Genomic DNA, 7,392 nt, shown 5'->3' with positions numbered 1-7,392 from the left:
AAAAAGGGCCTCCGTGGAGGCCCTTGTCGCACGTGCCGATGGTGTTCAGTGTCGGAAGTGGCGCGTGCCGGTGAACACCATGGCGATGCCGCGCTCGTTGGCCGCGGCAATCACCTCGTCGTCACGCACCGAGCCACCCGGGTGAATCACGCAGGTCGCGCCCGCGTCCACCACCACATCCAGACCGTCACGGAACGGGAAGAAGGCGTCCGACGCCACGGCCGTGCCTTGCAGGGTCAGGCCGGCGTGCTGGGCCTTGATCGAGGCGATGCGAGCGGAGTCCAGGCGGCTCATCTGGCCGGCGCCCACGCCCATGGTCATGCCGTCCTTGCAGAACACGATGGCGTTGCTCTTGACGAAGCGGGCCACGGTCCAGGCAAACAGCATGTCCTTCATCTGCTGCTCGGTGGGCTGCAGCTGGGTCACGACCTTGATGTCACCCACGATGTCGATGGCGTCGGCCGATTGCAGCAGCATGCCGCCGCCCACGCGCTTGAAGTCCAGGGCGTTGCCCAGCTTGCGGGTGGCGTCGTCCAGCGGCACCTCCAGCAAACGCACATTCTGCTTGGACGCGTAAGCGGCGCGGGCGGCGTCCGTGAACTTCGGTGCGATCACCACTTCCACGAACTGCTTGTTGGCGTTGATGGCGTCGATCACGTCGGCATCGACCACGCGGTTGAAGGCCATGATGCCGCCAAACGCCGAAGTCGGGTCGGTCTTCAGGGCCTTGGTGTAGGCCTCCAGCGGGCCGGCGCCCACGGCCACGCCGCAGGGGTTGGCGTGCTTGATGATCACGCAGGCCGGGGCCTCAAACGCCTTCACACACTCCCAGGCGGCATCGGCGTCGGCAATGTTGTTGAAGCTCAGTTCCTTGCCCTGGATCTGGGTCCAGTTGGCCAGGGTCGACACCACGGGGGCAGCCTCACGGTAGAAGGCGGCCGACTGGTGCGGGTTCTCGCCGTAACGCATGCCCTGCACCTTGTGCAGCTGCAGGTTGAACACAGCGGGGTACTCGGCCTTGGCCGGCACGGCTTCGGTGGCCAGTTCGGCACCGGCTTCCAGCGCCGTCAGGTAGTTGGTGATCATGCCGTCGTAAGCGGCGGTGTGGGCGAACACCTTCTTGGCCAGCATGAACTTGGTCGAACGGGTGATGCCGTCGGCCTTCATTTCCGACAGCACCTGCTCGTAGTCGACCGGGTCGATGATCACGGCCACGTCCTGCCAGTTCTTGGCGGCGGCGCGCAGCATGGTGGGGCCGCCGATGTCGATGTTCTCGATGGCGTTTTCCAGCGTGCAGTCGGCCTTGGCGGTGGCCTGCGCGAACGGGTAGAGGTTGACCACCAGCATGTCGATGGTGTCGATGCCGTGTTCCTTCAGCGCGGCCATGTGCTCTGGCAGGTCTCGACGGGCCAGGATGCCGCCGTGCACGCGCGGATGCAGCGTCTTGACGCGCCCGTCCAGCATTTCAGGGAAGCCGGTGATTTCCGACACCTCGGTCACGGGCAGGCCCTTTTCGGCCAGCAGCTTGGCGGTGCCGCCGGTGGACAGCAGGCGCACGCCCTGGGCGTTCAACGCCTGGGCAAATTCAACGATGCCGGTCTTGTCGGACACGGACAGCAGGGCGGTCAGGGCCATGGTTCTTCCTTCTGGAAAAGAGCGTGGATGCGGGAAATCGATCAAAGAGGCAGCTCACTTGATGAGCTTGTGCTCCAGCAGCTTGCGGCGCAGCGTGTTGCGGTTGATGCCCAGCCATTCGGCCGCCTTGGACTGGTTGCCCTCGGCGCGCTGCATCACCACCTCGAGCATCGGCCGCTCCACTGCGTTGACGACCATGTCGTACACCGCATGCGGCTCGGCGCCGCGCAGGTCGTGGAAGTAGCTCTCGAGGTTGTCCTTGATGCAGTCCTGGATGGTCTTCTTGCTCATGTTCTTGTCGTTCTCAGTTCGCGTGGCAGGCGGCGTGTTCGGCCGTTGCCGCGTCGTCGTCCCCGGCTGCGTCCAGGTCACCCGCCGGCAGGCGGTCGTGCGTCAGGCTGAGGGCGTCGAAAAAGTCGGAAACAGCGCGCACTTGCTCGGCGCAGCTGTCCAGGGTGTTCATGTGGGCGCGAAACGTGTCGCCGCCCGGCAGGCTGCGCACGGCCCAGCCGATGTGCTTGCGCGCCGTGCGCACGCCGGCGAACTCACCGTACAGGCCGTAGTGGTCCTCGAGGTGGTCCAGCAGCCAGCGCTTCACCTGCTGCGTGAGCGGCGCGGCGCGATGCTCCCCGGTGGCCAGGTAATGCGCGATGTCGCCGAAGATCCAGGGCCGCCCCTGGGCCGCGCGGCCCACCATGATCGCGTCGGCCCCGGTGTGGCGCAGCACGGCCAGTGCCTTCTCGGGCGAGGTGATGTCGCCATTGGCCACCACCGGCACGCCGACGGCAGCCTTCACCGCCGCAATCGTGTCGTACTCGGCCTGGCCGGTGTAGCCCTGCTCGCGCGTGCGGCCATGGACCGTCAGCATGGCCACGCCCGCCTGCTCGGCCGCCCGGGCGATGCGCACCGCGTTCTTGTTCTGCTGGCTCCAGCCCGTGCGCATCTTCAGCGTCACGGGCACGTTGTGCGGCAGGCAGGCCGCCACCACGGCTTCAACGATCTGCAGCGCGAGCGGCTCGTCCTGCATCAGCGCCGAGCCGGCCCATTTGTTACACACCTTCTTGGCCGGGCAGCCCATGTTGATGTCGATGACCTGCGCGCCGCGGTCGATGTTGTAGGCGGCGGCCTCGGCCATCATGGCGGCGTCCGTGCCAGCAATCTGCACGGCAATCGGCGCCGTCTCGCCGTCGTGGTTGGCGCGGCGCGAGGTTTTCAGGCTGTGCCACAGGTCCTTGCGCGAGGTGACCATCTCGCTGACCGCGTAGCCCGCACCGAGCTGCTTGCACAGCTGGCGGAAGGGGCGATCCGTCACGCCCGCCATCGGCGCCACGAACAGGCGATTCGGCAGCTCGACAGAGCCAACCTGCAGCGCGCGGGCGGTCAAGGGGGCGGGAGACATGGGCGGGAAAGCGGTCAAAGACAGCGCAGCCCTGTCCACGCGGGCGGACAGGGCTGCTTAAAAAGAAGGCAGAAGTATAGCCGGGCGCGGGGGGCTTGTGTCCCTTGCCTGGGGTGCGCAAAAGACCTGTTCCAGCGTTTGCTCGCTCGGTTATGCGGGAAACCCCTGATAAACATTGCATTACAAATGCAACCATTGCATAGAGAATGCAATGGTTGTGCGGTACCTCCGCGTTCCACTCGTGATTGACATGAAGCCGTTCCACCTTTCCTTGCTCGCCGCCGCCATCCTCGCGCTGCCGGCTGTTTCTGTTGCCGACACCGATGCATCGCCGTACACCGTGAAGATGGGCGTGGCGCGCATCTTTGCGCGGGCCACCAGCACCGACCTGAAGGGCACCCTGCCGCCATACGGCGTCGAAGTGCCTGCTGGCAACCAGCTGGAGGTGATGCCCGAGTCCACCGTGCTCTTCACCATCAGCCGCCGTCTGACCGACAACTGGGAAGCGGAACTGGTGCTCGGCGCGCCGCCGACGCACGACGTGAAGCTGCGTGTCGGCAGCGAAACCATGGGTCGCGCGGCACAGTACCAGGCGCTGGCTGCCAATGGCATCCGCACGCGTGACCAGGTTGCGGGGTACATCGCCACGACACGCGGCATCACCGTCGCGCAGGCCACGCCGTCGGCCAACGCCCTCGTGACCGCCGCGCAGGTGGGCAAGTACAACGGCGCCACGGTCGCCCGTGTGGAGCAGGCCGCGCCCACCGCCTTCATCAACTACCGCTTCTTCGAGCGCGGCACGACGCTGCGCCCTTACGTTGGCGTCGGCATCAACTACACCCGCTTCAAGGCCCGCGAGACCACGGCCGGCGCCAACGTCTACATGGACGGCCCGGTGGACATCAAGCTGAGCGACTCCTGGGGCCTCGCGTTCCAGACGGGTGTGACCTACCGCATCGACGACAAGTGGTCGCTCAACGCCGGCTGGATGACCGCCTCCGTCAAGAACAAGATGACCATCACGACGGCCAACGGCGAGCAGAAGGCGTCCTACCGCTTCCACCCGTCGGTGTACACCGTGTCGGTCGGCTACAGCTTCTGACGCATCGCTGGCTGCCCCTGCGCTTGGGGGAGCTCGCGCCGAGAAAGGCCCTTCGGGGCCTTTTTGCGTGGGGTGCCACCTGTGCAGGGTGCCCCACAATCGCGCCATGGAAGCCACCTTGATGACCTGGGTGCAAGCCCTGCTGGCCTGGTTCTCCCTGCCGGAGGTGGGGCTCGGGGCCGTGTTTCTGGTGTCCCTGGTGTCGGCCACCTTGCTGCCATTGGGCTCCGAGCCGGCGGTCTACGCCCTCGTGTCCCTCAAACCTGACCTGTTCTGGCCCACCGTTGCCGTGGCAACCGCCGGCAACACGCTGGGTGGGGCCATCAGCTGGTGGATGGGGCGGGCGGCGCACCGGGCTTCGGACCATCTGCGCCACCGGACGCCCGAATCAGACCTGCCGCCCGGTGCGGGTCAGGCCGAGGGCCGCGCTGCCCGCTGGCTGGGGCGATCCGGGCCTGTCGCCTGCCTGCTGTCGTGGCTGCCCGTGGTGGGCGACCCGCTGTGTGCGGTGGCCGGCTGGCTGCGCATGCCGTTCTGGCCCTGCGTGGGTTACATGGCCGTGGGCAAAGCCTTGCGCTACGTCACCATGACCGCGGCGCTGTTGTGGATGATTTAAGAGCGCATCGGTCGGATGGCCGACCCGCGCAGGCGCTTTTTCCCCCTTCCGGGGGCCTCCCATGAACATGGGAATCATCTTGTAACGATTGCCCTTTCTTTGCGTGCAGATTTGACGCAGGGCGACACTAAACTGCGTTGCGTCAGGTCGGTGAAGAGCGCAGCAAGACGCCGCCCAGCCTGACAAACAAGCCAAAAATCGCTGTCATCAAGAGAAGAGTCAGGTCCGGGGGAGGACATGTCTCGGGAAAAGGGCTCCGGTCTGCCGATCGGGGCCCTTTTTCTTGTCCGTGCACCAGGCGGCGCTCAGGGCCGCGGTGTGATCGAGGTGATCGTGAACTGGCCGCCCACCTTGTCCGCGGTGAAGGTCACCTTGTCGCCCACCTGAAAGCGCTTCAGCCAGGCCGGGTCGCTCACCCGGAAGCTCATCTGCATGGCGGGGATGTCGAGGTTGCGGATCTCGCCATGCTTCAGCGTGATCTTGCCCCCGTCCGGGTCGACCTTGCGGACCTCGCCTTGCACAGGCTGGGCCAGCACGGACAGTGACAGCCCCAGCCCGGCCAGCAGGGTGACGAGGGGGCGGGCGAGAGATGGTTTCACGATGGGGCTCCTTGTGTGCAGGCCATATTGCGGCGGTTGGACCGCCTGGCGGGGTGGGGGTTCCCGCCGCGGGGCGCTGCGGGCATCATGCCCTGCTTCCTTCAACGATCGGATGTGGCACCCGGTTGACCCTGTCAGGGGCTGCGGGCGGGCGGCGTCCGGCGCGGTGGCGAAGCTCCTAAAATACCCGCTTCGCTCATCGCTTTGCCGTGCCCGCCATGCCGAACACCCCCGCCCCGGTCCAGTCCGATTCCGTTGCGCTCATCGCCCCCCGTGACAAGGCCGAGATCCTGGCCCAGGCGCTGCCTTACATCCGCAAGTTTCACGGCAAGACCATCGTCATCAAGTACGGCGGCAACGCCATGACCGATCCCGAGCTGCAGGCCGATTTCGCCGAAGACGTGGTGCTGCTCAAGCTGGTGGGGCTCAATCCGGTCGTGGTGCACGGCGGCGGCCCGCAGATCGATGCGGCGCTCAACAAGGTCGGCAAGAAGGGCCACTTCATCCAGGGCATGCGCGTCACCGACGACGAAACCATGGAAGTGGTGGAGTGGGTGCTGGCCGGCGAGGTGCAGCAGGACATCGTGGGCCTGATCAACGCCGCGGGCGGCAAGGCCGTGGGCCTGACCGGCCGTGACGGTGGCCTGATCCGTGCCCGCAAGCTCAAGCTCAAGGACCTGAAGGACCCCAGCCTCGAGCACGACGTGGGCCAGGTCGGCGAGATCGAGTCCATCGACCCGAGCGTGGTGAAGGCCCTGCAGGACGACCAGTTCATCCCCGTGATCAGCCCGATCGGTTTCGGCTCGAAAAACGAGAGCTACAACATCAACGCCGACCTGGTGGCGTCCAAGCTGGCCGAGGTGCTCAAGGCCGAGAAGCTCATGCTGCTCACCAACATCAAGGGCGTGCTCGACAAGGAAGGCAATCTGCTGACCGACCTGACGGCCCGCCGCATCGACGAGCTGATTGCCGACGGCACCATCAGCGGCGGCATGATCCCGAAGATCGCCGGCGCGCTGGACGCGGCCAAGAGCGGTGTGAACGCGGTGCACATCGTCGATGGCCGAGTGCCGCACGCCATGCTGCTCGAGATCCTGACCGAGTCGGCCTACGGCACGATGATTCGCTCGCACTGACATGGCCCCCCGCTGGCCGGGCGGGGCCGCTTCCCCGTCCGCAGGGCGTCTGGCATGGCCGGTCGCCCTGTTCGTTTATCTGGCCCTGGTGGCCGCCATGCAGGCCGGGGTGTCGCCCACGGTCGAACTCGACCAGGCAGAGCAGCTCATCCTGGCGCAGCGCCTCGATTGGGGCTACACCAACCAGCCGCCGCTCTACACCTGGCTGGTGTGGGCACTGGGCACCGTCACCGGCCTGCCGGTGCTCGCGTTGTGGGCGATCAAGATCGGTCTGCTGGGCGGGCTGGTGCTGGCGTGTGATGGCGCCGCCCGTGAACTGGGCTTGAGCGCCGGCCAGCGCCGGGTGGCCCTGGCCGGCTTGGCCCTGCTGCCCGCCGTGGTGTGGGAGGCGCAGCGCGACCTCACCCATTCGCTGCTGGCTGCCGCGGCGACCGCCGGGGTACTGTGGTCCGCGCTGGCCAGCTTGCGCCAGCCGGCGTGGTGGCGCGACGCGCGCACCGGCCTGTTCGCGGCCGCGGCCATGCTGGCCAAGCACAACGCCATGGTCTTTCTCGTTGCCTTGCCGATGGCGCTGGCGCTGTCACCCGTCACCCGGGGGCGCTGGCGCTGGCGCAGCCTGTTCACGGTCGCGGCCGTGGGCGCGCTGGTGTGGCTGCCACACGGGCTGTGGTTGCTGCAGCATCCCGAGTCGCTCGACCGCACCTTGCAGAAGATCCAGGGCGCCGGGGGGCCGGGCGGGCTGGCCGCCGAGGCGGCCCAGGCCCTGCTGGCCTTCTTCACGCCATGGTGGCTGCTGGCGCTGCCCATGGTGTGGCAGGCGCGTCGCGCGTCCGAGGCCAGCCGCTTCCTGGGCCACCTGGCGCTGGCCGTCGCGGCCGGCCTGCTTGTGTTCACCACGGCGCTGG

7 protein-coding genes and 1 pseudogene are annotated in these 7,392 nt (G+C 67.1%); 4 read left to right on the top strand and 4 right to left on the bottom strand.

Annotation, left to right across the window (positions count from 1 at the left end; genetic code table 11):
- Positions 1-45: 45 nt before the first annotated feature.
- Genes purH through dusB form a run of 3 tightly spaced genes read right to left on the bottom strand, consistent with a single transcriptional unit; the run spans position 46 to position 3,004 of the window.
- On the bottom strand, positions 46-1,635 hold the full coding sequence (gene purH, locus Q0Z44_RS17780; protein WP_298015257.1) for a bifunctional phosphoribosylaminoimidazolecarboxamide formyltransferase/IMP cyclohydrolase: 1,590 nt from the start codon (positions 1,633-1,635) through the stop codon (positions 46-48).
- Positions 1,636-1,689: 54 nt separating this feature from the next.
- Positions 1,690-1,926, bottom strand: coding sequence for a Fis family transcriptional regulator (locus Q0Z44_RS17775; RefSeq protein WP_109034228.1), 237 nt, complete (start codon positions 1,924-1,926; stop codon positions 1,690-1,692).
- Between the two features lie 13 nt (positions 1,927-1,939).
- A complete protein-coding gene (gene dusB / locus Q0Z44_RS17770) occupies positions 1,940-3,004 on the bottom strand; it encodes a tRNA dihydrouridine synthase DusB (protein WP_298015259.1) in 1,065 nt (354 codons plus the stop codon).
- A gap of 280 nt (positions 3,005-3,284) precedes the next feature.
- Here dusB and Q0Z44_RS17765 point away from each other — a divergent pair, with 280 nt between their 5' ends.
- Together Q0Z44_RS17765 and Q0Z44_RS17760 are read left to right on the top strand one after the other, a co-directional pair.
- Positions 3,285-4,136 (top strand): OmpW family outer membrane protein, encoded by an 852-nt coding sequence (locus Q0Z44_RS17765; protein WP_298015254.1) that lies wholly within the window; start codon positions 3,285-3,287, stop codon positions 4,134-4,136.
- 106 nt (positions 4,137-4,242) lie between these two features.
- Entirely contained in the window at positions 4,243-4,752 is a 510-nt protein-coding gene (locus tag Q0Z44_RS17760; RefSeq protein WP_298015252.1) for a YqaA family protein, read from the top strand.
- 305 nt (positions 4,753-5,057) lie between these two features.
- Here the strand turns inward: Q0Z44_RS17760 and Q0Z44_RS17755 are convergent, their stop codons facing one another.
- The gene (locus Q0Z44_RS17755; RefSeq protein ID WP_298015250.1) at positions 5,058-5,351 is read right to left on the bottom strand and encodes a copper-binding protein; all 294 of its coding nucleotides are present in this window, start codon (positions 5,349-5,351) and stop codon (positions 5,058-5,060) included.
- A 218-nt stretch (positions 5,352-5,569) separates the two neighbouring features.
- Here Q0Z44_RS17755 and argB point away from each other — a divergent pair, with 218 nt between their 5' ends.
- A complete protein-coding gene (gene argB / locus Q0Z44_RS17750; RefSeq protein ID WP_109034234.1) occupies positions 5,570-6,487 on the top strand; it encodes an acetylglutamate kinase in 918 nt (305 codons plus the stop codon).
- Between the two features lies 1 nt (position 6,488).
- Positions 6,489-7,392 (top strand): annotated as a pseudogene (locus Q0Z44_RS17745) (hypothetical protein); the annotation flags it as partial.

This window comes from uncultured Aquabacterium sp., assembly GCF_947366995.1.
Classification (GTDB): Bacteria; Pseudomonadota; Gammaproteobacteria; order Burkholderiales; family Burkholderiaceae_C; genus Aquabacterium.
The sequence above is the reverse complement of the archived record's forward strand: the minus strand, read 5'-3'. Positions and strand labels throughout refer to the sequence as shown.